Annotated in this window: 23 protein-coding genes and 1 pseudogene; 11 read left to right on the top strand and 13 right to left on the bottom strand. The window is 56.2% G+C overall.

Going from position 1 to position 22,405, the window contains the following annotated elements:
* Window positions 1-69: 69 nt before the first annotated feature.
* Genes tkt through rpiB form a run of 3 tightly spaced genes read right to left on the bottom strand, consistent with a single transcriptional unit; the run spans window position 70 to window position 3,050 of the window.
* Entirely contained in the window at window positions 70-1,590 is a 1,521-nt protein-coding gene (gene tkt / locus ACN28R_RS04335; protein ID WP_095833697.1) for a transketolase, read from the bottom strand.
* Entirely contained in the window at window positions 1,577-2,557 is a 981-nt protein-coding gene (gene tal, locus ACN28R_RS04330; protein ID WP_095833696.1) for a transaldolase, read from the bottom strand. The genes tkt and tal overlap by 14 nt, the downstream gene beginning before the upstream one ends.
* 13 nt (window positions 2,558-2,570) lie before the next feature.
* A complete protein-coding gene (gene rpiB, locus ACN28R_RS04325; protein ID WP_048638312.1) occupies window positions 2,571-3,050 on the bottom strand; it encodes a ribose 5-phosphate isomerase B in 480 nt (159 codons plus the stop codon).
* A 331-nt stretch (window positions 3,051-3,381) separates the two neighbouring features.
* Between rpiB and ACN28R_RS04320 the strand changes: the two genes are divergently transcribed.
* From ACN28R_RS04320 to ACN28R_RS04310, 3 genes are all read left to right on the top strand, one after another.
* Window positions 3,382-5,142, top strand: coding sequence for a dihydroxyacetone kinase family protein (locus ACN28R_RS04320; RefSeq protein WP_095833695.1), 1,761 nt, complete (start codon window positions 3,382-3,384; stop codon window positions 5,140-5,142).
* A complete protein-coding gene (locus ACN28R_RS04315; protein ID WP_095833694.1) occupies window positions 5,133-5,912 on the top strand; it encodes a triose-phosphate isomerase family protein in 780 nt (259 codons plus the stop codon). Before ACN28R_RS04320 ends, ACN28R_RS04315 begins: the two co-directional genes overlap by 10 nt.
* A 140-nt stretch (window positions 5,913-6,052) precedes the next feature.
* Window positions 6,053-7,015, top strand: a complete 963-nt coding sequence (locus tag ACN28R_RS04310) for a sugar-binding transcriptional regulator (RefSeq protein WP_048638309.1) — start codon at window positions 6,053-6,055, stop codon at window positions 7,013-7,015.
* Window positions 7,016-7,275: 260 nt separating this feature from the next.
* On the opposite strand, the pseudogene ACN28R_RS04305 reads toward ACN28R_RS04310, so the two are convergent.
* Window positions 7,276-7,422 (bottom strand): annotated as a pseudogene (locus ACN28R_RS04305) (DUF2501 domain-containing protein); the annotation flags it as partial.
* A 90-nt stretch (window positions 7,423-7,512) separates the two neighbouring features.
* Entirely contained in the window at window positions 7,513-7,656 is a 144-nt protein-coding gene (locus tag ACN28R_RS04300; RefSeq protein ID WP_236840182.1) for a hypothetical protein, read from the bottom strand.
* Window positions 7,657-7,765: 109 nt separating this feature from the next.
* Between ACN28R_RS04300 and ACN28R_RS04295 the strand changes: the two genes are divergently transcribed.
* Window positions 7,766-8,005: a hypothetical protein gene (locus tag ACN28R_RS04295; protein ID WP_095833693.1), complete on the top strand. Its 240-nt coding sequence runs from the start codon at window positions 7,766-7,768 to the stop codon at window positions 8,003-8,005.
* Window position 8,006: 1 nt separating this feature from the next.
* Here ACN28R_RS04295 and ACN28R_RS04290 read toward each other — a convergent pair whose 3' ends face one another.
* On the bottom strand, window positions 8,007-9,200 hold the full coding sequence (locus ACN28R_RS04290) for a CobW family GTP-binding protein (RefSeq protein ID WP_095833692.1): 1,194 nt from the start codon (window positions 9,198-9,200) through the stop codon (window positions 8,007-8,009).
* A gap of 744 nt (window positions 9,201-9,944) precedes the next feature.
* Between ACN28R_RS04290 and ACN28R_RS04285 the strand changes: the two genes are divergently transcribed.
* From ACN28R_RS04285 to ACN28R_RS04260, 6 genes are all read left to right on the top strand, one after another.
* Window positions 9,945-10,607, top strand: coding sequence for a DUF3313 domain-containing protein (locus ACN28R_RS04285; protein WP_095833691.1), 663 nt, complete (start codon window positions 9,945-9,947; stop codon window positions 10,605-10,607).
* 51 nt (window positions 10,608-10,658) lie between these two features.
* A complete protein-coding gene (locus ACN28R_RS04280) occupies window positions 10,659-11,411 on the top strand; it encodes a MipA/OmpV family protein (RefSeq protein WP_072065865.1) in 753 nt (250 codons plus the stop codon).
* Between the two features lie 168 nt (window positions 11,412-11,579).
* Window positions 11,580-12,206 (top strand): paraquat-inducible protein A, encoded by a 627-nt coding sequence (locus ACN28R_RS04275; RefSeq protein WP_095833690.1) that lies wholly within the window; start codon window positions 11,580-11,582, stop codon window positions 12,204-12,206.
* Window positions 12,199-12,819, top strand: coding sequence for a paraquat-inducible protein A (locus ACN28R_RS04270; RefSeq protein ID WP_048638292.1), 621 nt, complete (start codon window positions 12,199-12,201; stop codon window positions 12,817-12,819). The genes ACN28R_RS04275 and ACN28R_RS04270 overlap by 8 nt, the downstream gene beginning before the upstream one ends.
* Complete coding sequence (locus tag ACN28R_RS04265) at window positions 12,816-14,462, top strand: PqiB family protein (RefSeq protein ID WP_095833689.1); 1,647 nt, start codon at window positions 12,816-12,818, stop codon at window positions 14,460-14,462. Before ACN28R_RS04270 ends, ACN28R_RS04265 begins: the two co-directional genes overlap by 4 nt.
* On the top strand, window positions 14,462-15,067 hold the full coding sequence (locus ACN28R_RS04260; protein WP_095833688.1) for a PqiC family protein: 606 nt from the start codon (window positions 14,462-14,464) through the stop codon (window positions 15,065-15,067). The genes ACN28R_RS04265 and ACN28R_RS04260 overlap by 1 nt, the downstream gene beginning before the upstream one ends.
* A gap of 44 nt (window positions 15,068-15,111) precedes the next feature.
* Here ACN28R_RS04260 and ACN28R_RS04255 read toward each other — a convergent pair whose 3' ends face one another.
* Together ACN28R_RS04255 and ACN28R_RS04250 are read right to left on the bottom strand one after the other, a co-directional pair.
* Window positions 15,112-15,744 (bottom strand): TetR/AcrR family transcriptional regulator, encoded by a 633-nt coding sequence (locus ACN28R_RS04255; RefSeq protein WP_095833687.1) that lies wholly within the window; start codon window positions 15,742-15,744, stop codon window positions 15,112-15,114.
* A gap of 205 nt (window positions 15,745-15,949) precedes the next feature.
* Entirely contained in the window at window positions 15,950-16,813 is an 864-nt protein-coding gene (locus tag ACN28R_RS04250; RefSeq protein WP_095833686.1) for a nuclear transport factor 2 family protein, read from the bottom strand.
* A gap of 95 nt (window positions 16,814-16,908) precedes the next feature.
* On the opposite strand from ACN28R_RS04250, the gene ACN28R_RS04245 reads away from it, so the two are divergent.
* A complete protein-coding gene (locus ACN28R_RS04245; RefSeq protein WP_220701760.1) occupies window positions 16,909-17,511 on the top strand; it encodes a TetR/AcrR family transcriptional regulator in 603 nt (200 codons plus the stop codon).
* A gap of 88 nt (window positions 17,512-17,599) precedes the next feature.
* Here the strand turns inward: ACN28R_RS04245 and ACN28R_RS04240 are convergent, their stop codons facing one another.
* From ACN28R_RS04240 to ACN28R_RS04220, 5 genes are all read right to left on the bottom strand, one after another.
* Window positions 17,600-18,403, bottom strand: coding sequence for an enoyl-CoA hydratase (locus tag ACN28R_RS04240; protein WP_048638287.1), 804 nt, complete (start codon window positions 18,401-18,403; stop codon window positions 17,600-17,602).
* A gap of 38 nt (window positions 18,404-18,441) precedes the next feature.
* The gene (locus ACN28R_RS04235; protein WP_095833685.1) at window positions 18,442-19,356 is read right to left on the bottom strand and encodes a 3-hydroxybutyryl-CoA dehydrogenase; all 915 of its coding nucleotides are present in this window, start codon (window positions 19,354-19,356) and stop codon (window positions 18,442-18,444) included.
* 196 nt (window positions 19,357-19,552) lie between these two features.
* A complete protein-coding gene (locus ACN28R_RS04230) occupies window positions 19,553-20,728 on the bottom strand; it encodes an acetyl-CoA C-acetyltransferase (protein WP_095833684.1) in 1,176 nt (391 codons plus the stop codon).
* Between the two features lie 107 nt (window positions 20,729-20,835).
* Entirely contained in the window at window positions 20,836-21,126 is a 291-nt protein-coding gene (locus ACN28R_RS04225; RefSeq protein WP_072065864.1) for a ferredoxin family protein, read from the bottom strand.
* Window positions 21,123-22,403 carry an FAD-dependent oxidoreductase gene (locus ACN28R_RS04220; protein ID WP_095833683.1) on the bottom strand — a complete coding sequence of 427 codons (1,281 nt, stop codon included), beginning with the start codon at window positions 22,401-22,403 and terminating at the stop codon, window positions 21,123-21,125. Before ACN28R_RS04220 ends, ACN28R_RS04225 begins: the two co-directional genes overlap by 4 nt.
* Window positions 22,404-22,405 lie beyond the last annotated feature (2 nt).

Below are 22,405 nucleotides of genomic sequence, written 5' to 3'. Positions count from 1 at the left end.
GCTTTGCCATCCTGATAAATCAGCCCGTGTTTATCAGGATATCTGCATCCAGAGCGATCGGAGGCTGACTTACGTCAGCAACGCTTTCGCTTTTTCCACCACGTTTTCTACCGTAAAACCGTACAGCGCGAACAGTTGCTCTGCCGGAGCCGACTCACCGAAAGTGGTCATCCCCACGATGGCGCCGTTCAGGCCCACGTATTTGTACCAGTTGTAGACCATCACCTGACGCTGTTTCATCAGCGCCGCCATACGCACCGCGTTGCGGGCATATTCCACGAACATCAGGAAGGTGGAGGTGTACGGCAGAAAACCGCCATGCAGGGAGATACCGTTCGCGATAGCGGTCATACCGAACTCGCGCACACCGTAATGGATGTAGTTACCCGCGGTATCTTCGTTAATCGGCTTAGAACCGGACCACAGGGTCAGGTTAGACGGCGCCAGGTCAGCGGAACCGCCGAGGAACTCAGGAAGCCAGGGACCGAACGCTTCAAGCGCATTCTGAGATGCTTTACGGCTGGCGATTTTCGCCGGATTAGCCTGCAGCTTAGCGATGAATTCGTTCGCTTTCGCGTCGAAGTCAGCCGGCATGTCACCCTCCATACGGCGGGTAAATTCAACCGCTTCCTGCGGGAACGCCTTCGCATAGGCCGCGAATTTCTCATTCCAGGCCGCTTCTTTCGCCTGGCCGGCTTCTTTCGCATCCCACTGCGCGTAGATGTCAGACGGGATCTCGAACGGCGCGTGGTTCCAGCCCAGCGCTTCACGGGTCAGAGCGATTTCCGCGTCGCCCAGCGGCGCGCCGTGGGCGTCATGGGTGCCGGCCTTGTTCGGCGAACCTAAACCGATGATGGTTTTGCACATCAGCAGCGACGGTTTTTCGGTCACCGCGCGGGCCGCTTCTAGCGCACGTTTAATCACTTCAGTATCGTGGCCGTCAATACCGCGCACCACGTGCCAGCCGTAGGCTTCGAAACGCTGCGCCGTGTCGTCGGTAAACCAGTCCTCAACGTGACCATCGATGGAGATACCGTTGTCATCGTAGAACGCCACCAGTTTACCCAGCTTCAGCGTACCGGCCAGCGAGCACACCTCGTGCGAGATGCCTTCCATCATGCAGCCGTCGCCCATAAAGGCGTAAGTAAAGTGATCGACGATGTCGTGGCCCGGACGGTTGAACTGCGCCGCCAGCGTTTTTTCGGCAATCGCCATCCCCACCGCGTTGGCAATCCCCTGCCCCAACGGCCCGGTGGTGGTTTCCACTCCGGCGGTGTAACCCACTTCCGGGTGTCCCGGCGTTCTGGAGTGCAACTGGCGGAAGTTTTTCAGCTCAGACATCGGCAGGTCATAGCCGGTGAGGTGCAGCAGGCTGTAAATCAGCATGGAGCCGTGACCGTTGGACAACACGAAGCGGTCACGATCGGCCCAGGACGGGTTGTGCGGATTGTGGTTCAGGAAATCACGCCACAGCACCTCGGCAATGTCGGCCATCCCCATCGGCGCGCCCGGGTGGCCGGATTTGGCTTTCTGTACTGCATCCATGCTCAGCGCACGAATAGCATTAGCCAGCGTCTTACGCGATGACATTCGCCGCCTCCTGTTTTGCCAGCAGTTCGCTCAGCATCGATTCCAGTTTCTCCTGATCCTGAGCAAATAAACGGATACCTTCAGCCAGCTTATCGACAGCCATCGGATCCTGATTGTGCAGCCAGTAAAACTCTGCTTCGGTCAGCGGCGACGGCGGTATCTCGCCTTTCAGCGGAGGCACCAGCGCAACAGCGAGATCGCCGTCCATCTGGTTGAGCTTTTCCAACAGCGCGGGGGCAATTGTCAGGCGATCGCATCCGGCCAGAGCGATAATCTGTTCCGTTTTACGGAAGCTCGCGCCCATAATCACCGTCGGGTAACGGTGTTTCTTGTAGTAATCATATATATTGCGGACGGAGATAACGCCCGGATCGTTTTGCGGGTCTTCATCTCCCAGCAGATTATGCTCGCGATACCAGTCGTATATTCGCCCGACAAACGGTGAAATCAGCCATACGCCCGCTTCGGCACAGGCGCGCGCTTGCGCAAATGAAAATAGCAGCGTCAGGTTACAGTGGATGCCTTCACGCTCCAGCTCTTCCGCCGCTTTGATCCCCTGCCAGGTCGATGCCAGTTTGATCAGCACGCGAGAGCGATCGATACCTTCTTCTTCATACAGACGAATCAGCTTGCGCGCTTTTGCCACGCATAAACCACGATCAAAGGAGAGGCGGGCGTCAACTTCGGTAGAGACTTTGCCCGGCACCTGGCGCAGCAATTCCAGGCCAATGTTAACCGCCAGTTTATCGCTGGCGTTGATCAGGCGCGTCTGCGCCGTGCCGCCCTGCGCGCAGGCCCACGCAATGGCCTGCTCGATGAGCGGGCGATAAAGCGGCTGCGCGGTGGCTTTCAAAATGAGTGACGGATTAGTCGTCGCGTCTTCCGGATGATATTCGCGAATAGCGGTAATATCGCCGCTGTCCGCAACGACAGTCGTCACTTCTTTGAGTTTTTCCAGAATAGTCATCGCGATGGCTCCTTTATTTATCTACTCGGGCCGCATCGTCCGGGTGAATGAGCGTTTCGTAATAATCGATACGTTTCACCTTCGGCCCGGAACGCCCGGCTTCAAACTCGGCGGCAAGCCAGGCGTCGACCAGCATTAACGCCAGCTCGCTCCCCACCACGCGAGCGCCCAGCGTCATGATTTGCGCATTGTTGCTTTTGCGGGCGCGCTCGGCCGAGTAAACGTCATGACATTGCGCCGCACGAACGCCGGGAACTTTATTGGCCACAATCGCCATACCGATACCGGTACCGCAAAACAAAATCCCGCGCTCAAATGTGCCCTCGCGTATCGCAGAAGCCAGATTGAAGGCGATGTCCGGATAAATTTGGTCATTGCCTGCCACGTCGTGGCTAAAGTCGACGACCTCAATATCTCTCTGTTCCAGATGTTCTTTCACCAGGTTTTTAAGTCCGGTAGCGGCGTCATCCGCACCGATTGCGACTTTCAACATATTTTTTACCTCATGGATTACAGTGTTCGCATTGAACTTATGATCAGTAATTGCTCATGTGATTGGTTTGGGCTGGGATTCCCGATCGCAAAACCGAACTAAAGTTCACTACATGTTCGCATGTAATAATGTTTAGCAAGAAAAACGCGGCTTAAAAAGGGGGAAATACGCAAAAAATAGCTTTATTCATCAAATCACGACCATGATCACAAATACACCCACTGAACATTTGATTGATTCAAGTGATCTGCTAGCGTTCATTTGTGATGGTTATACAAAGGCCAGAAATGGCGGCTGGGGTAATAAATGCACATCATCTGGAGAAGAAAAAATGACCTGGATTTTTAACCGACCGTCAGACTTCGCGAAAGAAATGGTGGCGGGCTTTGTCAGTGCGCATGCCTCAATGGTGCGGCAGGTTCCTGGCGGCGTGGTGCGTAATACCCAAAGTAAACCGGGCGGCGTCGCTATCGTCGTAGGCGGCGGGTCAGGGCATTATCCCGCGTTCGCCGGGCTGGTAGGTCAGGGGCTGGCCCACGGTGCGGCAATGGGCAATCTTTTCGCCTCTCCTTCCGCCCAGCAAATCTGCTCCGTTGCGCGCGCCGCCAATAACGGCGGCGGCGTACTGTTGATGTTCGGCAACTATGCCGGTGATGTTCTGCATTTCGGTCTGGCCTGCGAACGTTTACGCGCCGAAGGCATTCCCTGCGAAACCATCGCCATCACCGATGATGTTTCCAGCGCGCCTCTCGCTGAAAAAGAGAAACGCCGCGGCGTGGCCGGGGATCTGGTGGTGTTTAAAGCCGCTGCCGCCGCGGCTGAACGCGGTGATTCGCTGGCCGATGTCTTGGCCATCTCCCGCCGCGCCAATGAACAAACCCGCTCACTGGGTCTGGCTTTTAGCGGCTGTACCTTCCCCGGCGCGGAACATCCGTTATTCACCGTTCCGGAAGGGAAAATGGGCTTCGGCATGGGGATTCATGGCGAACCGGGCATCAGCGAACTGGACACCGTATCGTCGAGCGAACTGGCGCGTATGCTGACCGACACCCTGCTGGAAGAGCGTCCGCAAGCCATCTCACAAACCAAAGGTGCGCGCCTGGGCGTGATTATTAACGGCCTTGGCTCGGTCAAGTATGAAGAATTGTTCGTATTCTGGCATGACGTTCAACAGCGGTTGCAGGATGCGGAAGTGGTGATTGCCGATGTCCAGATCGGCGAGTTTGTCACCAGCTTCAATATGGCCGGGATGTCGATGACTTTCGTCTGGTTTGATGACGAGCTGGAAGCCCTGTGGCTCGCTCCCGCCACCACGCCAGCCTTTAGCCGCGGTTCCGTACTTCCGCACAAACCGCTCGATCCGTTGCAGTTGGAACAAAGCGGCGCGGTAAAAATTCCGCAGGGCAGCCCGGCATCGAGAGAAGCCGCCGTCAAGGTCATGAAGATGATTGACGCCGTGGCGCAAACCGTTATTGATCATGCCGAAGAGCTTGGGCGCATTGACGCCGTGGCCGGCGATGGCGACCACGGTATCGGTATGGAACGCGGGGTTGTCGCTGCGCGCATCGCCGCGAAAAATGCGCAGGAACAAGGCGCCGGGGCCGGAACTTTACTGCAATCCGCCGCAGACGCCTGGGCAGATGAAGCTGGCGGTACGTCCGGAGCAATCTGGGGCGTTATTCTGAATACGCTGGGCATCACTATCGGAAACAACGAAAAACCGGATGCCGCGCAGGTTGCGCTGGCGGTATCACAGGCTTGCTCCGGGGTGATGCACTTTGGCAAAGCCAAGCCTGGCGACAAAACGCTGGTCGATGTGCTGCACCCGTTTAGCCAGGCGCTGAGTGCGGCGGCCGACGAAGGATTATCCCTCACGGACGTCTGGCGCAAGGCTGAGCAGGTGGCACAGCAGAGCGCGAAAGATACCGCACAGCTGTTACCTAAAATTGGCCGCGCACGTCCACTGGCGGAGCGCAGTCTCGGGACGCCAGATCCAGGCGCGGTATCGCTGGCGATGATCATCACCGCAGTGAGCGCCTGTATGACCGATAAAACCGAAACAAAAGAGACCCGGGAGAACGTATGTCCCTGAATCTGGTCATCGGCACCAGTCATAAAACCTATTTTGGCTATCGGCAAACGCAGAACTGGTGCCGGCAGGTCGCTGACATATTGCGCCGGCAACCGGCGGAGTTGACCGCGCAATTGCAGTTGTTCACCTTTCCCGCCATGCCTGCGGTGGCGGTGGCGCTGCAATACTTTAACGGTACGGCTATGGCAACGGGGGCGCAGAATATCTGCGCCGCTCCACCCGGCGCATGGACTGGCGAGACCAGTGCGGCGATGTTGCAGGAAATGGGCTGCCGCTATGTAGAACTTGGTCATGCCGAGCGTCGCCGCCACTTCGGCGAAACAACGGAAATCATCAATCAGAAAATTGATATAGCCTTTGCATGTTGTCTCACCCCGGTCATTTGTATCGGTGAAGATCGGCAGATGAGCGCCGAAGATGCCGCCATTTTCGCCATTAACCAGGTGCAGGCGCTGCTGGCGCATCGCGAGGAGACGCCCCTGCCCCCGGCGATTTTCGCCTGGGAGCCGCAGTGGGCTATTGGCGCGCCGCAACCTGCCAGCGATGAATATATTCGGCATGTCTGTAAGGCGTTGCGCGCGCATTTGCATCAATATTACGGCCCACAGTTTCAGGTTATTTACGGAGGAAGCGCTGGCCCCGGCTTGTTGAGCCGTTTGTGGCCAGATGTTGACGGGATTTTCCTCGGACGTTTCGCACACCAGCCTCAAGCCTTCGCGTCGATTCTTGATGAGGCGCAGAAAATCATCACCAGCCACTCAGGAAACTGAGTTACGTTTCTGATACATGTGACGGGGCGACATGGCAGCCCCGTCGCGCTCACCGTGCTTGAGACAAAAACATTTCTGATATACTTTTAGCAAATGTTCACGCCCTAAACATTAATCTACTACATGGAGAAAGCGGCCGAATGGAAAAATCGAGCGCGTCCCAGGAATATGAGTTACTCACCGAGATTGCTGTCGCCTACTACTGTGATGAGGTGACGCAGGAGGAGATTGCTAATAAATTTGGCTTTTCCCGTATTAAGGTCGGACGTTTACTAAAACGAGCAAAAGAAGAAGGGATTGTCGAGATCAACGTCCGTTACCACCCGATTTTCAGTACACAACTCGAAAAACAGTTAAAAGAACGCTTTCCCATCACCCGCGCGCTTATCGCGCTGGACCATAACGACGAAGAAGATCAGCGTCGTCAGGTTGCCACGCTGGTATCAAGCCATCTCAATAATATGTTGAAAGATAATGTCGTGGTGGCGGTTGGACAAGGCCGCAATGTGGCCGCGGTGGCGGAGTTTTCCGGCACCATTCAGGAGCGTGATTGCCGCTTTATCTGTGGCATCGGCGGGACTCACCGGCCAGGTGATATCATCAACGCCGATCATATCAGCCGCCTTCTGGCGAAAAAGTTTGGCGGTAGTAGCGAATCACTGTACGCCCCGGCCTACGTTGAAAACATACGGTTAAAAGAGTTGCTGCTGCAAAACGGCACCATTAAGGAAACGCTCGACCGCGCACGTAAAGCCGATATCGCGCTGGTGGGAATTGGCGATATGAATGAAGAAAGCTATATGGTGAAGCTGGGCTGGTTCACTCCGCAGGAGATTAACGATGCCAGTCTTACTCAGGGTGTAATCGGCGATATTGCCGGTTACGATTTCTTCAATTCCCGTGGTGAGCATGTGAACACCGTCATGGATAACCGCGTGATTGGCCTGAGTGTTGAAGAGATGAGACAGATCCCTTGCGTCATCGCTATCGCTTCTGAAAATACCAAAGCAATGGCGATTATGGGTGCGTTGCGCACCGGCGTAATTGATATTATTGCAACCAGTGCACGTAATGTTCGTACCATTTTAAATATGAGCCAGTAGCCCGTCGGGCTTGTATTCAAGCCCACGCCTTCACTCACGCTCTATCTCACATGTGCGTAACACTTTTTGCATCCGCAGCGCTTTCTTTACTGCGATCATATCGTTGATAAGATGCCGCAGTGACGAACGTCTGGTCATCACCGCCGCCCCTGAAAGCGGTAAAACGCTGGAAGATGTTGAGATCTCATTTTCGCACTAGCGACAGAGAAAATATAAGGGCCAATTAACCGGCCCTTAGAAAGAGGACATTTATCAGGAAATAACACTTTGTTTAATACCAGATCACACGCCTTGGTTTTCACCTTCTCGGCCAGGGGAGTATTCCCGATATTATTCAGGTTCAACAGCTTGCCATCGCTGGTATTCAGAAGACCAGCCACCCCTTGCGTATAGTCGGTCTGTTGCTGTGAGCACGACGGCCAGGTGAACGATGGCGTCGACGCCTTCCACTGCAACAACCAGCGAAGACGGATCGAGGATATTCCCTTCAACCGTTGTTACTCCGGCGGGTGCAGATTTGCCGGCACGGGCCAGAACTCGGCAGTCGATTCCTGCTTCAACAAGGCGAAGAACGCCTGCTGCCGATCCGTCCGGCGATATCGCCAGGATCCGTTTTTTTCTTCTAATGACGGTTTTTTCATACCGCGCGCATTCATCTATCCACACAAGCGGAGTAGTATTCAGCAATATCAATCTCCGCAGCGATAGTCATGCCTGCTGGCAATATTTCTTTTTTGCGAGGACTGTTCGATGAAACATCCACTCTCTCTGCTGATTCTCTCACTGTGCGCGGTCAAAGCTCAGGCCTTCACGGTCAAGATCCCGTCAGAGCAAACGGGCAAAACTGAAGCGGCAACCCGCGCCAGCATCGCATTCGCATCATTTCACGCCATGGACGTGAAAACGCTACAGCCAGGCATCTGCGATGCCGTTTCCGTTAATGGCTGTAATTGCCCTTATTGCACACAGTTACGCGGTCTGGGCCGATAACTCACGGTTGCCGCCGCGCCACACGTCTGGGCCATGGATCAACGAACGTTCCGCCTTCGGCCCAATGACCAATTTCCGCCTCCGTCAGAAAACAACATTTCAGCGCATCAACAAACCGATCCAGTTCGCTGCGCTGTCCGATAATCGTGAGGCGGCAACGTCGATCGCCGAAACGTCCAGGCCACTGATGATGTAACTGCTGGCGCAGTGCTTCACGCTCTTCCCGCGTCAGCAACGGATCATCATGAGTCAGCACGCCCGCTTTCCAGTAGCTGACAAACTCCAGGCTGATACTGCCCGCCGCCTGATTCCACAACAGAGCCAAATCATCCCGGCTCGGCAACCAGAAGAAACCTTTGCTGCGGTGTATTCCGGCCCCCAGAAACTGATGGTAGGTATCCCAGAGACGCTGGGGATGGAAAGGCCGATCATCCGCCAGCACACGGGCTTCAATGCCGTAAGGTTGCCCCGGAACCATTGCGATTTCGTTTTCCAGTTCTTCGATCAGCGTCGTCACCCGGTGAAAATCGTAATCCGGCATCGCGATGACTTCAGCAAGTTGCAGATTGCCCCACGGCACGGCCATCACGGAGACATAGGGATTGATGGAGTGCAGGTTCTTCGCCAGGGCGGTGACCTGAGAAACAGGCAGGCGATCGTTTTTGGTCAATAGCAGATGGCTGCAAAACAACACCTGCTCAGCCAGCAAGTTTGCCGTTCCCCTGCGGCCATGCCGCAGATTCTCCCGCCACGCACTGAGAAACGCTTCACCACCAGCAAAATCGTCATGCAGCATCACGGTATCCACCAGGGTTAACAGCCCCTTAAGACTGACCTGCGGGTGATCGCGCAGATACTTCACCAGTGGCAGCGGATGACTGCTGCCTGAGGTTTCCAGCAAAATATGGGCTGGACGCGGGTGAGACAGCAACTGTTTCAGCGCGGCATCCAGTTTCTGTATGCCGCTGGCGCTGCTGATACTGTCAGCGGAAATAGTGACAAAATTGTGCTGTTTCGACCCGACGATTTCTGTACCGGCGATCAGGACGCCATCGATATCCAGTTCACTCATATCGTTAACAATAACGCACACAGGAAGCTGCTGCCGATGAGCCTGCGTCAGCAAACTCTTTAACAGCGTGGTTTTTCCGGCACCGAGAAAACCGTTCAGGATCGTCAGTGGTACTCTTTCCATTCATCTTCTCTCAGCGGCAACCCGTCCTGCGTACAGGCAACATAGGCGTTCAGGGTTTCAAGTCGGTTAATTATCCCATCCTCATCAGCCATGCCAGAGCACACTGCATCGGCATCGGCATGTTAAATCCAGCCAGTTCCAGACCTTTAAACAAGATAAAGGCGCTCTGAGTGGCTTGCGCGCCCGCCGAAGCCTGTCAGCTACCTGCGGCTGATTAACGGTCAGGCGCATTGCGGCCTTTCAGAAGGCGACGTAGATGATTCTCCAAATGGAAACGTTATAACATAACAATTATCAATACGTGATAGCAATCCTCCGGAACGGGACTGCTCCAAATCGTGGTATGGCTTACGGTACTTAAGGATGCGCAAAATGGTTAGACGCCATGCGTTCGGAGCAACCGATCCGGGCAGCCAAGCCGGAATGGCGACGCCCTGCCGCCACAGTGCTGAAGCTGTTTGCTCGCTTTAGCGATGAGGTACTCAACCGGAATATTCTGCCTCGTTTTCATACATCCCCAACCCCTTAGTCAGACATGAAATTAAATTATGAAACATTTTGTTGACAGATAAATCGCCATAATCAAAACTATCCCGTACAGTTATACAGCATCGATATCCGAGATGTCACGCTTTGCCTGACGGCCTTTTCTGGGATAAATACGCCGCTCTCTATTGCCCATGATGGCGTTGAAAGCTGGAAATAATTGTGCAACTCCCCCTAACTATTACAGGACATTTTCAGATGATGACGTTATCCCGGGCCGCATGCCCAGCTTTAATCACCCTTGCCATTCTGGTTAGCGGTTGTTCCAGCAATCAGCCCGTGCGTTATGCCGGTATTGATTCGGCGGCAAAACTTACAGCCAATACCAGTGATAACGCTGACCGTATTCCTTATCGCTATGCCCCACAGGTGGACTGGAAAAAATACAACAGCATCATCATTGATCCGGTGATTCTCTATCAGGGTGCGGATAACCAGTTCGGTGATATGGAACCATCAGACCGCCAGCAGCTTGCCGACTACATGCAGAAAAAGTTCGCAGAAGAATTGCGTCCGCGTTTCAGGGAGATCGCTTCCCCCGCCCCCGAGGCGTTGCGTCTGAAGTTAACACTGACCGGGGCCGATACCACAACGCAGGTTGTGGGCACGGTTACCAAATTCGACCTCGCCGGCGGCCCCTACAACATAGTACAGTCAATCCGCGGTGGTCAGGGGATGTTCAGTGGCTCGGTGAATTATGCCGTCGAAGTTTACGACGCGTCGACCAACCAGTTGCTGCATGCCTATGTCGCCAAACAGTACCCGAACGCCATGAATGTTTCTGCCAGCGTCGGCTCGCTTAGCGCTGCGGAAGTGGGGATCGATAAAGGGGCTGAAGAACTTGCCGGGATATTGAAGTAGCTCCGGTTCGGACCTCAAAATTAACTAACTCAAGCGTAAAGAGATGACACGATGAAAACTTTTTCTGTTCGGAAATATCATGCGTTGCTTTTACTTCCCGTATTCGGCTCGGCGCCTGCGTTGGCCGATGACTGGTCTCTGGGACTTTCCGCCGGGGTCGCAGAAAGCCCTTATCGCGAAACGGATCCCACCGTATTCCCTTTCCCGGTGATTAGTTATGAGAGTGATTATTTGTTTTTTCGTGGCATAAAAGGCGGGGTGCATCTGTGGAAGGATGATGTCAATCAGTTTGATGTTTTTGCAGCCTATGACCCACGCCAGTTCAGGCCCAAAGACAGTGACGATCGCCGGATGAAACAGCTGGACAGACGTGATTCAACCGCCGTTGCCGGGGTGGAATATACCCTGCGTACAGATTTCGGGCATTTCAACGCCTCCGTTGCCGGCGATGTATTGGATAACAGCGACGGCATTTCCGCCAATGCCGCCTACCTGTATCCGATAAAGCTGAATGACTGGGAGATCCTGCCTAAAGTGGGCGTGCGCTGGGACAGCAAAGACCAGAACAAATATTATTTCGGCGTCAGCCAGAGTGAATCCCGCCGCAGTGGGCTGGCCGCCTATGAACCAGGAGACAGCTTTACGCCTTATGCAGAACTGGCGGTGCGTTACCACGTCACCCCGGCGTGGGTGACCTTTGTCTCCGCCCGCTATGAGGCGCTGCCTGATGAAGTGAAAAACAGCCCGATGGTAGATAAAGACGGTGTGGGCATGGTTTCCGCCGGCTTCAGTTACAGCTTCTGACCATTGAGTATCCGGGCAAAGCGTGGTTCAGTTCCGCCACCCTTTGCCCCGATGGTAAAACGCCACACCAGGGCAACAGGGTGACTGAATGTCACCATTGAACAAGGCGGCAGCCGATACGCGGCTGCCCTTTTATCGCTTATCACAGCTGGTTTCTCAGTGCCTAACATGAAAATATACCCGCATCTGACCGTCTGCCCGCAGTGCGACAGCGTATACCGCTATCGGCCGTATACAGCCGGCAAAACAGCACTGTGCGCACGCTGCCAGGCCATCCTCCGGCAGGGCGACGGCAACGAGTTGTACCGCGCGTTGCCGCTTACCGTAGCCGCCGCCGTCACCTTTTCCATCGCCTGTTTCTATCCGGTGATGAGCGTCGGCTTTCATGGCGTAACCAGTGACGTTACGCTCTGGCAGGCCGCATGGGCGCTATCGCCAGGAGACGCGTTGCCACTGCTGGCCTTGTGCACCGTTTTTCTGCTGATTGCAGCACCGTTTCTGCAGATTATTCTGCTGGCCTGGCTACTGCTGTTTGCCCGCTACCGCCGCCCGGCGCCGGGGTTTATCGCCATCATGAAAGCGCTATTATGGCTGCGCCCCTGGAGTATGGTGGAAGTCGGTGTGCTGGGATTTCTGGTGGCAGCCGTCAAGCTGTCCTCGCTGCTGGAGGTCGCTCCCGCCCCCGGCGGTTGGGCGCTCGCGGCATCCACCGTGCTCATTATTATTGTCACCCGTCGAGATCTACGCCCGCTATGGACGCTGTTGCATATCCGCGAAGATAATCATCATGAATAACCCCCCTTTTGCCCGTCAAATACAGGTTCGCGGCTGCCCGCTCTGCGGGCTGGTCTGTGACGCGCAACCCCATGCGGGCGAGACCCGACATTGCCCGCGCTGCCACTCCCCTTTGGATGGCGGACAGGCGAAAAAACTCAATAGCGCCTGGGCGCTGCTGGCTGCCGCCATGATTCTTTATATTCCCGCTAACGTCCTGCCGGTGATGTACACCAGCCTGTTCGGCCGGGGCAGTGAAAGCACCATTCTGTCGGGCGTGCTCGAATTCTGGCGCAGCGGCTCATACGGCATCGCCGCCATTATCTTTATCGCCAGCGTGGTGATCCCCTGTATGAAATTTCTGTCACTGAGCATACTGCTGGTCACCGCTGGCCGTAAAAGTTCCTGGGCCCGGCGTGAACGCACCCGTCTGTATCGCATCACCGAGTGGATCGGCTGCTGGTCCATGCTGGATGTGGTGGTCGTGGCGGTGGTCTGCGGATTGGTCCGGTTCCATTCGCTAAGCCAAGCCGAACCTCGGGCCGGCATTCTGTTCTTCGCGTTGGTGGTCATACTGACCATGCTGTCGGCTCTGAGTTTTGATCCAAAATTAATCTGGGAAGGTGATGAATGAAAGGTTGGCAACCTGGCGATCCGCTCCTGACGCACCGGCACTGGCGTCATGCCCTTATCTGGCTGGTTCCTGCCATTGCGCTGCTGATTGCCGTTTCAATGCTGGTTCAGACCCGGCTGTCCGCCGGGCCTGAAATTACCATCGCCTTTCGCAGCGCATCCGGACTGGAAACCGAAAAAACCGCCGTCAAATACAAAGACGTCACGGTCGGACTGGTGAAGGACATCACCCTCAGCCCCGATGACTCACAGGTGCTGGTCAGAGTGCAACTGGCAAAAAACGCACAGAATCTGACCCGTTCCGACACGCGTTTCTGGGTTGTCCGACCGCGAATAGGCGTCAGCGGCGTCAGTGGTATCGACACTCTGCTTTCCGGTGCGTATATCGCAGTGGATCGGGGCGGTGCGTCCGACACCCGCATGGAATTTACCGGCCTTGAAATCGCGCCGGCCATCATCAGTGATACGCCGGGCAGCCAGTATATCATCGAGACTGACGATCTTGGCTCGCTGGATACCGGTTCACCGGTTTACTACCGCCGGGTTCAGGTGGGGCGGGTTGCCTCCTATCGGCTGCGTGAAGACGGTAAAGGCGTGGAGCTGCGGGTATTTATCGAAGCCCCTTACGATCGGCTAGTCACCTCAGATTCCCGCTTTTGGAATGTCAGCGGGGTTGATCTTTCCGTGGGAGGCGACGGTTTTCATTTAAAAACCCAGACCGTCGCCGCCATCATTGCCGGCGGTATCGCCTTCGCCACGCCGGAAACAGGTTTAGCCCCGGCAGAAAAGCAACCGGCTACATTTACCCTGGCGCCCGACCGGGATAGCGCAATGGCGCCGGCCGACGGCCCCGCCTTACCTTTCCAACTGCGTTTTGAAAGCGCCGTACATGGCCTAGCCGTCGGGGCTCCGGTGGAATTCTCCAGTGTAAAAATCGGCAGAGTGGTTTCCGTCAGTCTGGACTATAACCCGGACGGCTATCGCTTCCCAACCATAGTGGGCATTGAGATTTATCCATCCCGCATGGGCCACGTGCTGGAGAAGCTGCCAAAAACCACCGCAGACAATGTTGCCCATGAGACGGCTATTTTCACCCGCGATTTGGTCGCGCATGGCCTGCGCGCTCGCGCGGCATCCCGCAACCTCCTGACCGGACAGCTGTATATCTCTATCGATTTTGTTCCTGACGCGCCCAAAGCGGCATTTGACATAACCGATCATCCGCTGCGCCTGCCGACCGTCAACGGCGGGCTCGACAAAATTCAGGAACAGATGGCCGGAATAGTCACGAAAATCAATAAAATGCCGCTGGAATCCATCGGCAATAATCTGAACAACAGCCTGGGGGAACTCAGTAAAACGCTCAGGACGGTTAACAACCAGACGTTGCCTGCCGCCAACAGCCTGATGAAACAAACACAGAAGACCACGGAAAATGCCCAGGATCTGCTGGCGGAAGATTCACCCTTATTGATTAATTTCATGCAGACGCTCCAGGAAGCGACCCGCACCCTGCGCGCCGTACGCAGCCTGAGCGACCAGCTCGGTCGCCACCCTGAGTCCTTATTGCAGGGACGGCCTGCAGACTCAGCCATACCAGAAACTGACGGTTCACGGCCAGTTTCTACTGGAGGAAAACACTGATGAGGATCACGCTACGGCCTCTGGTCATCAGCGTAATGCTGTCTCTGGCGGCCTGCTCATCACCGCAGGTCCGCTATCATACGCTGGTCAGCCCCACCCCGCTAAGCGGCCCCGCCACGCCGGCGCCTTTTGTGATTGAAATGCTCCCTGTCGGGGTGCCGGCGCAGTTGGATAGACAGAATGTGGTGCTCAGAGGGGGAGACAGCAGTGTTACCGTACTCGACAATGACCGCTGGCTAAGCCCATTGAGCGACGAACTCCAGACGGCATTGTCGACGCAAATCACACAACGCTTGGGAACGCAGGATGTCTCCGGGCTGGCCCGCGAAGAGGATAAGCCGGTGGTGCGAATACTGGTGCAGATCAGACGCTTTGATAGTTGGCCGGGACATGCCGCCATCCTTGAGGCGACCTGGAGCCTGTCGACCCGACGCGCAGGGCAACGAAGCCGGATCGTATGCAGCAGCCAGTTTACACAAAATGCGGCGGGTGATTATACGCAGCTGTTTACCGCCTGGCAGGATCTCCTGGCGCGGATGGCTATTCAGATTGCGACCACCGCAACACGGTGGTCGGCGGCAGGCGCTGAAACCTGTCCACGCTGAGCACATGGATAAATCCCTTAAATGACATCCGGTGCGGTACTGAACTAGTTCTTGCCGTCTGCCCGCGGTACCGCGCCATAGAGGAACAACTGGACGCCGTTCCTGACCATTTGCCGGATCTGCGCCGGGGTATATCGCGGCAATTCACGCTGAAAGAGTAAAGCCTCGGTCTCGGCTTTTACCAGGGTGGCGAACTGCATTGCGCGGTACATCGGATCCCCATCCCCCAGTTCCCCTTTTTGTATCGCGTTGGCCATCACCTGCGCCAGTTTTTCCATACTCTGCCGGATGCCGGACTCGCGAAACAAAGTACCGATATCGGAATGTCCGGCCTCTCCTACCACGACCCGGTATATCTGCAACGCCTGGTTATTACCGGTGAGAACCTGAAGCATATGCTCACCAAATCGGGTAAGTTTTTGCTCCAGGGAAAGCGACTCAAAACCGGGCTCCGTCAGTGAAGCCGCCGCATCCGTCATAAAACGAGCGCTGTAGAGACGTACGACCGTTTCAAAAAGCTCCTCTTTCGAGGTAAAATAGTTATAAAGGGTTGCTTTCGAGCCCCCCACGCGTCTGGCGACGGCATCCATCGACGCACGTTCATAACCGATCTCCTGAAAAAGCTGCGCCGCTGCGGTAATGATGGCCTGTCGCCGCTCTTCTGTTAATACTCTCATACACTCCCCTTCGTGTTACTGAACTCACGGATGCCGGTAATTGCCAAAATAACTAAACAGTTCAGTTACTTCATGCAAGTATGCCATATTTATCCGCACAGGGTTAAGACCTGAATCATAAAACGGATAAGCCGCCCTGAGACTGCAGCGGCCGGTATGCATCCATTGCCAATGAGGCGAGGACAGGTAGGAAGGAAAGCGTCGTCTAGGCGTTCTGCCCCGATGCCGCAACAGCAACGGCGTGGCTGTCCTCCAGCAAGCGGTAACGGACGATCCTGCCATCGCGAACCGTCAGTACGAAGGCAAAGGGCGAGGTGATACGCAGGCCGGTGGCCTTGACCCGGGAAGCCAGTTCGCCGACCGCCACCGCTTCCTCGTCGTCAGCCAGGATTCGCCGCACCTCGAATCGTTCCGGCGCGATCTGCGCGGCAAGTTCCGTATGGAAAGCGCCCACCGCCTGGCGATCGCGGCGCGGGCCGATCCACGGCACCGCGTCCAGATCTCCGGGGATGTCCCAGTCCACGTCCTCGGCAAACAGTTCGAGGATCGCCGCCAACGCCTGCGGATCGTCCGGCGTGGCCCACAGCGCCGCCCATCGTTCGAAGTACAGTGAAGCAATCTCGCGTGGCGTCGCGAAGGGAGACTCGCCGTGATACAGCGCCACACGCCGGCGGTCCTCGCTGGTGAAATCGGGATCGACGTAGATGAAGGTTCGCTTGATCAGCGCGCCGTCAAACTCGAAGACATTGGCGAAGCGCCCTTGCGAAATCTCGCCATCGGGCCACGCCCGGCCATCCGCCGTCACGCCCCACTCGCGACCCTCCACGGCGATGCGATTGCCGTCGACGGTGAAGACCAACCCGTCAATGTCGTGGTTCAGCTGCGCCGCGTCTTTGGCGATGCGCGCCGCAAACCGGGCAAGCGCAGCCTTGCCGCGCATCACGCCGAACTTGGGGAAAAAGAACTCGACATCATCGGTGAATAAATCCAGCAACGCGGGGGACTTCGCATCCACTTCGCGAAAGTAGCGGCGAACGGTTTCAATACGGGCCTCGGAAAGGTCAGACATGCGCTTGCTCCATTTATGTAATAAGGATTACAATATTAGCAAACGCGCAAGCGTCGTCAATAATTATGTAGTCACTTTTACAAAAAGGAAACCATATGGCGCGTGGACGCCCCCGCAGCTTCGATCGCGATACCGCTCTGCAACGCGCGATGGAGATTTTCTGGGCTAAAGGCTATGAGGCCGCCCAGCTTTCCGAACTGATGGCCGCCATCGGCATCAACCCGCCCAGCTTCTATGCCGCCTTCGGCTCCAAGGAAGCGCTGTACCGAGAGGCGCTCGAGCTTTATCTCTCGACGGCCGGCTCGGCCAGCATGAAGGCGCTTGCCGAGACCGGCAACGTACGCGATGCCGTCAAGGCCATGCTGCTGGCGAGCCTGGACACCGCGCTGTCCAGTCCCTCTTCGGGCGGCTGTTTGGTCAGCCTGGGGCTGGTCAACTGCCAGCAACAGCATGCCCCTTTGCGCGATCACATGCGCGAGCTACGGCGCCATACGGCACGGCTGATCGCCCAGCGGCTTGAACGCGGGGTCGCAGACGGCGAACTCGCCGCCGATACCGATAGCGAACGACTGGCCGTCTATTTCGCCACCATCATCCTGGGCATTTCCCTTCAGGCCCAAGACGGCGCCGAACGCGGCGAACTTCTCGGCATCGTGGAAACCGCGATGAAAGCATTGAATACGCCAGCGGATAATTGATCCGGGCCAGACGTTGTTTGCCTCCAGGGTTTGATCCACTGGCTCTTGCGGCCATCGCGCACGCCGTCACTGCGCAATAATTCAATGATCACTTATTCTTGAAGTTTGGCCGGCGCTTTTCCGCGAAAGCGGCCATCCCCTCCGTTTGATCCTCGGTAGCGAACAGGGCATGAAACATGCGTCTTTCGAAGCGCAAACCTTCGGCCAGAGTGGTTTCGTAGGCGCGATTAACCGATTCTTTCGCGATAAGCACCGACGGGCGACTCTTCGATGCGATGCATTCGGCAACGGAGAGCGCTTCATCAAGCAATTCGTCGGCGGGGACAACGCGGCTGACCAATCCGCAACGCTCCGCCTCGTCCGCGCCCATCATCCGGCCGGTAAGCACCATCTCCATGGCTTTGGATTTGCCGATAAAACGGGTCAGACGTTGGGTGCCGCCGCTCCCTGGGATGATGCCCAGCGTGATTTCCGGTTGTCCGAATTTGGCGGTGTCGGCAGCCAGAATGAAATCACACATCATTGCCATCTCACAGCCGCCGCCAAGCGCATATCCGGCTACGGCGGCGATGACCGGCTTTCTCACTTTGGAGATGGCGTCCCACCCTTCGATGACGCGGCCTTGGTCATTGCATTTTGTAATATAATCAGAAAGATAACATTCGGTGAACGTTTTCCCCATCATCTCTTTGATGTCTGCGCCGGCGGCGAAGGCTTTTTCGTTGCCGGTAATGACAATGGCGCCGATCTCGTCATCCGCTTCGACGCCGTCGAGCACCTTGACTAATTCTGCAATGAGGCCGCTCGACAGGGCATTCAGCGCCTTTGGCCGATTTAACCTGATTAGAGCGACATGACCTTTGATTTCAACAATTAGATTCTCGTAGTTCATAGCATGACTTCTCTATTGCTATTGTTGATAGGTAATATTCAGCGTGTCGGTTGCGGCTTTTCGCCGGAATAGTCATAAAAACCGCGCCCCGTTTTGCGTCCGAGCCAACCGGCCTCGACATATTTTACCAGCAACGGGCATGGGCGATATTTGCTGTCGGCGAATCCGTGATTCAACACCTGCATAATCGCCAGACATGTATCAAGACCAATGAAGTCAGCCAATTCGAGAGGCCCCATCGGTTGGTTGGCCCCCAGTTTCATGGCATTGTCGATGTTGATGACCGATCCAACGCCCTCATAGAGGGCGTAGATCGCCTCATTAATCATCAGCAGCAAAATGCGATTGACGATGAATCCGGGAAAATCTTCGGCGCTGACGGCCGTCTTGCCCAATCGGCCGACCAGGTCGAGGATGACGGAGTAGGTTGCCGGGGTGGTGGCGATACCGCGGATGAGCTCGACTAACGTCATCACCGGAACGGGATTCATAAAGTGCAGGCCGATGAATTGACCGGGGCGATCGGTTGCCGATGCCAGACGAGTGATCGACAGCGAGGAGGTGTTCGAAGCAATGAGCGCGTCGGGCCGCAGCACCAAACAAAGTTTGCCGAAGATCGCTTTTTTGATGCTTTCATTTTCTGACGCCGCCTCGATCACCAAATCGGTATCAGAGAAAATGTCGTAGTCGGTACCGGTCGCGATCCCGGCCAGCGCCGCTGTTTTGGCTTCGGGCGGCAATTTACCGAGGCCGACCTGTTTTTCAAGGCCTTTGGCAATGGAATCCATTCCCTTTTTAATCGCGTCTTCGCTGATGTCCAGCAACCGTACCTGAAAGCCGCTGACGGCCGCTACCTGGGCAATGCCGCTGCCCATCTGCCCCGCGCCGATAACGCCGATAGAGCGAATATGCGCCGCGTTTAATGCTATGGAGGAATTGCTTATGTGTGTCATGAATAGACTCTCCCATCGTCCGCCACCAACTGTGGCGGCGTTTCATATTCCGCATCATTTTTGGTCATCAACGGCAACGGAAATTGACGCTGTATGACGCGCGCGGATATCAAGCACAACCGCTATTCACCCAACACACCGTATTTATTCATTTTGTTGTAATTGACCGTCGGGCGACCATGGCGTAGCGCTGCAATCACAGCGCTTCGACGCAGATAGCGATTCCCATTCCGCCGCCGATACACAGCGTGGCCAGTCCCTTGCGCGCTCCGCGCCGGCGCATTTCATGAACCAAAGTGATAAGGATACGGGCGCCGGATGCGCCGATGGGATGACCCAGGGCGATAGCGCCGCCATTGACATTGACCTTATCCGTGTCCCACCCCATTTCCTGGTTGACGGCCATAGCCTGGGCGGCGAAGGCCTCGTTAGCTTCAATCAAATCAAGATCCGCCACCGACCAATGCGCCTTGCTCAAGGCCAATCGACTGGCGGGAATCGGACCTGTCCCCATGATGGCGGGATCGGTGCCGGCGGTTCCCCACGACACAATGCGAGCCAGAGGGGTAATACCGCGCTTTTTGGCATTCTCCGCCGTCATCAATACCAATGCGGCGGCGCCGTCATTGATGCCCGACGCATTGCCCGCAGTCACCGTACCGTCCTTGGTGAAAGCCGGTTTGAGTTTTGCCAACGTTTCCACGGTGGTGCCGAACCGGGGAAATTCATCGGTGTCGACCACCACATCCTCCTTCCGGCCGGAAACCGTCACCGGGACGATCTCGTCGGTAAATTTACCTTCCTTGATGGCGGTTTCCGCTTTTTGCTGCGAAACCGCGGCAAAAGCATCCTGTTGTTGGCGGGTCAATCGCCACTGTTTGGCAATGTTTTCAGCGGTAACGCCCATCGGATATCCGTGGAACGCATCCGTCAGACCGTCCTGGATCATGGTATCGACCAACTCGATTGGCCCCACTTTGTGGCCCTTACGCAAAAGGGATACATGGGCTGACTGGCTCATGCTCTCCTGACCGCCGACCAGCATGATGTCGGCGTCGCCCATCGCGATGGCCTGATACCCCAGCGCCACCGCGCGCAAGCCTGAGCCGCACACTTGATTAATGCCGAAAGCGGTTTTTTCTTGCGGGATCCCGGCGGCAATGGCGGTCTGGCGGGCATCGTTTTGCCCCAAACCGGCGGTCAGCACCTGGCCGAGAATGACCTCGGTCACCTCATCTGGTTGCGTATTGGCGCGTAGCAGCGCTTCGCGAACCGCTATGGCCCCCAGCGCATGTGCGGAAAGTGAACTCAAGCTCCCCATAAACGCGCCTATAGGGGTTCGAACGGCGCTGGCGATGACGATATCAGTCATGTGTATTGCCTCCATTATTTAAAGTCATGCACCGAGGGACATGACAGGAACGAGGTCGGGAATACCCGTCTTGCCCCGGCAGCCTTCCATGAACCCCTTCCCCCCCATCAGCTGCAGCGGAAAGTGACGCCAAAAGACACGCGGGGATAATTCCAACTGGTGACGCCGCCATCGCTGCACATGATGCGGCAGGTGCCGCACTCCAGACAGCCGGCATATTCGAAATTCACCTCGCCGTCTTTCAACCGGTAGCAACGGGCGGGACAAACAATCAGGCAAACGCGTCCCTTACAGGTGGCGCAAATCGCCTTGTCGACGAGGATATGAGGGTTGCCTTCATCGACCCCGAATCTGTCGAGGGCGAGAAGGTCTTCCGGGCTTAAGCGTTTAATCGTCATAGGTGCCTGTATATTTTCCAGCAGTCGGCCGCCAACCGTCCGAATGAGACATTGCGTTTAATGGTTTCCAATATTCCCTTGAACATCGGTTTGGGCGTTTTGCCATCGACGCGGAACATGAAGCGCATAGCGTCGTTGGCAAGATTGGGATACTCGTGAAAGATGCGCGGGATTTCGAAGATACCGTGAAAATTTTGGTAGGCCTTCTGATTGGCGATCAGCAATAATTCCTCAAGCTGCTGCTGATAAAGCCGCTCCACATCGGCCGGCTGTTTGGCCGCGATGAGAGCCCGCGCCGCCGCCAGACCGCTGACGATCGCCATATCCATGCCGCGGATGATCACGCCGGTGTTGATGCCGAATTGGGCCGCATCGCCCACCACCACTAGCCCCGGACGGGACAACCGTTTGGGAATGCCGTGGAATCCGAGTTCGGGAACCAGATGAGCGCCGTATTCGATGCTGATACCGCCGTCGATCAGGGACAAGATCGCCGGATGCATTTTGAAATCCTGGAAAATGTCCTGAATATGGCGTTCCTGCCGACCGGCCTGTACGGGATTAAAGACGATGCCAAGGGAAATGCTGCCTTTATTGGTATACAGGAAACCGCCGCCCGAAATGCCGTTCGTGCAGCCGATCGCCACCCGCGCGGCGCCTTCGCCGTCCTGAACGCCGAAACGGGCGCTGATCAGGCTATCGGGCAGTTCGATGGTCTCTTTGACGCCAACTCCGACGGCATGCGGCTTGGCATCGGGAAACAGGCCGGCTTTCTGGCCGAGCAGCGAGTTGACGCCGTCGGCGGCCACCACCACATCGGCCCGCATCTCGTCTTCACCGGTTCGGATACCGACGATTTGCCCGCCCTCCTCAATCAAATCATCGACCAGAACGCCGGGAGCAAGCATCGCGCCCTGAGCCTCCGCTTCACCGGCGAACCATTCATCCAAATCGGCACGGATCACCGAATAGGACTGAGGCACATCGGCGCCAAAGCTCGGATCGAAATAATCGACGGTGGTGGCGCCCCCGGCGTTCAGCAGCATGACCTGTTCGCGAATAATCTTGCGCTGCAAAGGCGCGCGCTCATAAAGGCCGGGATCCACCAGCTCCAGCGCATAGGTATAAAGACGGCCGCCGGACACATTCTTGGCGCCGGGAGTAGCGCCGCGTTCGAGAAGGAGGACGCTGCGCCCCTCCTTCGCGAGGGTGTAGGCGCAGGCCGACCCCGCCGGACCGGCCCCCACTACAATCGCATCGAACTTATCTTCTGACATCG

It is taken from the genome of Brenneria goodwinii (assembly GCF_002291445.1).
Classification (GTDB): Bacteria; Pseudomonadota; Gammaproteobacteria; order Enterobacterales; family Enterobacteriaceae; genus Brenneria; species Brenneria goodwinii.
This window is presented reverse-complemented; position numbering and strand designations above follow the sequence as displayed.

Bases quoted from the DNA above. Each gene is read 5' to 3' on its own strand.
- tkt (WP_095833697.1), bottom strand. From the start codon at position 1,590: ATGTCATCGCGTAAGACGCTGGCTAATGCTATTCGTGCGCTGAGCATG.
- tal (WP_095833696.1), bottom strand. From the start codon at position 2,557: ATGACTATTCTGGAAAAACTCAAAGAAGTGACGACTGTCGTTGCGGAC.
- rpiB (WP_048638312.1), bottom strand. From the start codon at position 3,050: ATGTTGAAAGTCGCAATCGGTGCGGATGACGCCGCTACCGGACTTAAA.
- ACN28R_RS04320 (WP_095833695.1), top strand. From the start codon at position 3,382: ATGACCTGGATTTTTAACCGACCGTCAGACTTCGCGAAAGAAATGGTG.
- ACN28R_RS04315 (WP_095833694.1), top strand. From the start codon at position 5,133: ATGTCCCTGAATCTGGTCATCGGCACCAGTCATAAAACCTATTTTGGC.
- ACN28R_RS04310 (WP_048638309.1), top strand. From the start codon at position 6,053: ATGGAAAAATCGAGCGCGTCCCAGGAATATGAGTTACTCACCGAGATT.
- ACN28R_RS04300 (WP_236840182.1), bottom strand. From the start codon at position 7,656: ATGAAAAAACCGTCATTAGAAGAAAAAAACGGATCCTGGCGATATCGC.
- ACN28R_RS04295 (WP_095833693.1), top strand. From the start codon at position 7,766: ATGAAACATCCACTCTCTCTGCTGATTCTCTCACTGTGCGCGGTCAAA.
- ACN28R_RS04290 (WP_095833692.1), bottom strand. From the start codon at position 9,200: ATGGAAAGAGTACCACTGACGATCCTGAACGGTTTTCTCGGTGCCGGA.
- ACN28R_RS04285 (WP_095833691.1), top strand. From the start codon at position 9,945: ATGATGACGTTATCCCGGGCCGCATGCCCAGCTTTAATCACCCTTGCC.
- ACN28R_RS04280 (WP_072065865.1), top strand. From the start codon at position 10,659: ATGAAAACTTTTTCTGTTCGGAAATATCATGCGTTGCTTTTACTTCCC.
- ACN28R_RS04275 (WP_095833690.1), top strand. From the start codon at position 11,580: ATGAAAATATACCCGCATCTGACCGTCTGCCCGCAGTGCGACAGCGTA.
- ACN28R_RS04270 (WP_048638292.1), top strand. From the start codon at position 12,199: ATGAATAACCCCCCTTTTGCCCGTCAAATACAGGTTCGCGGCTGCCCG.
- ACN28R_RS04265 (WP_095833689.1), top strand. From the start codon at position 12,816: ATGAAAGGTTGGCAACCTGGCGATCCGCTCCTGACGCACCGGCACTGG.
- ACN28R_RS04260 (WP_095833688.1), top strand. From the start codon at position 14,462: ATGAGGATCACGCTACGGCCTCTGGTCATCAGCGTAATGCTGTCTCTG.
- ACN28R_RS04255 (WP_095833687.1), bottom strand. From the start codon at position 15,744: ATGAGAGTATTAACAGAAGAGCGGCGACAGGCCATCATTACCGCAGCG.
- ACN28R_RS04250 (WP_095833686.1), bottom strand. From the start codon at position 16,813: ATGTCTGACCTTTCCGAGGCCCGTATTGAAACCGTTCGCCGCTACTTT.
- ACN28R_RS04245 (WP_220701760.1), top strand. From the start codon at position 16,909: ATGGCGCGTGGACGCCCCCGCAGCTTCGATCGCGATACCGCTCTGCAA.
- ACN28R_RS04240 (WP_048638287.1), bottom strand. From the start codon at position 18,403: ATGAACTACGAGAATCTAATTGTTGAAATCAAAGGTCATGTCGCTCTA.
- ACN28R_RS04235 (WP_095833685.1), bottom strand. From the start codon at position 19,356: ATGACACACATAAGCAATTCCTCCATAGCATTAAACGCGGCGCATATT.
- ACN28R_RS04230 (WP_095833684.1), bottom strand. From the start codon at position 20,728: ATGACTGATATCGTCATCGCCAGCGCCGTTCGAACCCCTATAGGCGCG.
- ACN28R_RS04225 (WP_072065864.1), bottom strand. From the start codon at position 21,126: ATGACGATTAAACGCTTAAGCCCGGAAGACCTTCTCGCCCTCGACAGA.
- ACN28R_RS04220 (WP_095833683.1), bottom strand. From the start codon at position 22,403: ATGTCAGAAGATAAGTTCGATGCGATTGTAGTGGGGGCCGGTCCGGCG.